3 protein-coding genes are annotated in these 1,677 nt (G+C 71.6%); all 3 read left to right on the forward strand.

The annotated features are described in order from the left end of the window. Positions 1-164: 164 nt before the first annotated feature. Complete coding sequence (gene dapB / locus QH283_RS23810) at positions 165-911, forward strand: 4-hydroxy-tetrahydrodipicolinate reductase (RefSeq protein ID WP_280505166.1); 747 nt, start codon at positions 165-167, stop codon at positions 909-911. Positions 912-921: 10 nt separating this feature from the next. Further along, positions 922-1,413: a hypothetical protein gene (locus QH283_RS23815; RefSeq protein ID WP_280505167.1), complete on the forward strand. Its 492-nt coding sequence runs from the start codon at positions 922-924 to the stop codon at positions 1,411-1,413. A 5-nt stretch (positions 1,414-1,418) separates the two neighbouring features. Beyond that, positions 1,419-1,677: flavodoxin family protein (locus QH283_RS23820; RefSeq protein WP_432420770.1), on the forward strand; the 259-nt coding region annotated here is incomplete at its 3' end.

A 1,677-nucleotide genomic window follows, 5' to 3' on the forward strand; every position in this document is an offset into this window, starting at 1 on the left:
CCGCCGTGCGGCTGGTCATGGTCTTCGATCGCGCCGATCCCCCGCGCGGGCCGATCCCCTGACCGGTCGCGCCAACGGGACCGGGGGGGGCCGCCGGGGCTTCGTCCGGCCCCGGCGGACGCTCGATAGGCTTTGTGACGACACAAGAGATACGAGGAGCTGCGGTGACCATTCGGGTCGGAGTGCTGGGAGCACGCGGGAAAGTCGGACAGGCGATCTGCGCGGCGGTGCGGGCCGCGGGCGACCTGGAACTGGTCGCCGAGGTCGACAAGGGCGACGCGCTGGAGCGCTTCACCGAGTCGGGCACCCAGGTGGTGGTCGACTTCACCCATCCCGACGTGGTGATGGGCAATCTGAAGTTCCTGGTGGAAAACGGCATCCACGCCGTCGTCGGCACCACCGGCTTCGACGCCGCCCGTCTGGACGAGGTGCGCGGGTGGCTGGCGGGCAGCCAGGACACCGGTGTGCTCATCGCCCCCAACTTCGCCATCGGCGCGGTGCTGTCGATGCGCTTCGCCGAGCAGGCGGCCCGCTTCTTCGAGTCGGTCGAGGTGGTCGAACTGCATCATCCCGGCAAGGCCGACGCGCCGTCGGGCACCGCCTATCGCACGGCCGGGCTGATCGCCGAGGCCAGGCAGCGCGCCGGGGTCGGCCGCAGTCCCGACGCCACCACCAGCGAACTCGACGGCGCTCGTGGCGCGGACGTGGACGGTGTGCGGGTGCACTCGGTGCGGCTGGCGGGCCTGGTCGCCCACCAGGAGGTGCTGTTCGGCACCCAGGGGGAGACGCTGACCATCCGGCACGACTCCATCGACCGTTCCTCTTTCGCGCCCGGCGTGCTGCTCGGCGTGCGCGAGATCGCGCGTAGGCCCGGTCTCACCGTCGGCCTCGACCCGTTCCTGGATCTGTGAGCGGCGACCGGTGAGCGGACAGGACGACGACGGCCGCAGGAGCCTGAAGACCGTCGCTTTCATCGCGGTGCTGGTCGCCGCGCTGGCCTTCTACTTCCTGCTCCTGGGCCGGATGGCCTTCGCGCTGCTGACCTCGGGCGAGGCGGCGGGTATCGCGCTGGGCGTCGGCGTGCTGCTGTTGCCGGTGCTCGGCGTCTGGATCGTGACGGCCTCGGTGACCGCCGCGCTGGCCCACCAGCGGCTGGCTGCGCGGATGCGGGCGGAGGGGCTGGAACTGGACGTCTCCGACCTGCCGCGACGGCCGTCCGGGCGGATCGAGCGCGCGGCGGCCGACGACCTGTTCGCCCGGGTCCAGAAGGAGTGGGAGGCCGACCCGGACAACTGGCGCGTCTCCTACCGGCTGGCCCGCGCCTACGACTACGCCGGCGACCGGAGCCGCGCGCGCGAGACCATGCGCCGCGCCGTGGCCCTGGAACGCGAACAGCGGGAACAGGAGGGCTGAGCCCGATGGCGCGGCTGCTGATCGTCCACCACACCCCCTCGCCGCACTGCCAGGAGATGTTCGAGGCGGTGCTGGCCGGGGCCACCGACCCGGAGATCGAGGGTGTCGAGGTGCTCCGCCGCCCCGCGTTGACCTGTTCACCCGCCGATTTCCTGGCCGCGGACGGCTATCTGCTCGGCAGCCCGGTCAATCTCGGCTATCTCTCCGGGGCGCTCAAGCACGCCTTCGATTGCGCCTACTACCAGATCCTCGACTCCACGAGGG

The sequence above is a fragment of the Nocardia farcinica genome, from assembly GCF_029867845.1.
Classification (GTDB): Bacteria; Actinomycetota; Actinomycetes; order Mycobacteriales; family Mycobacteriaceae; genus Nocardia; species Nocardia farcinica_A.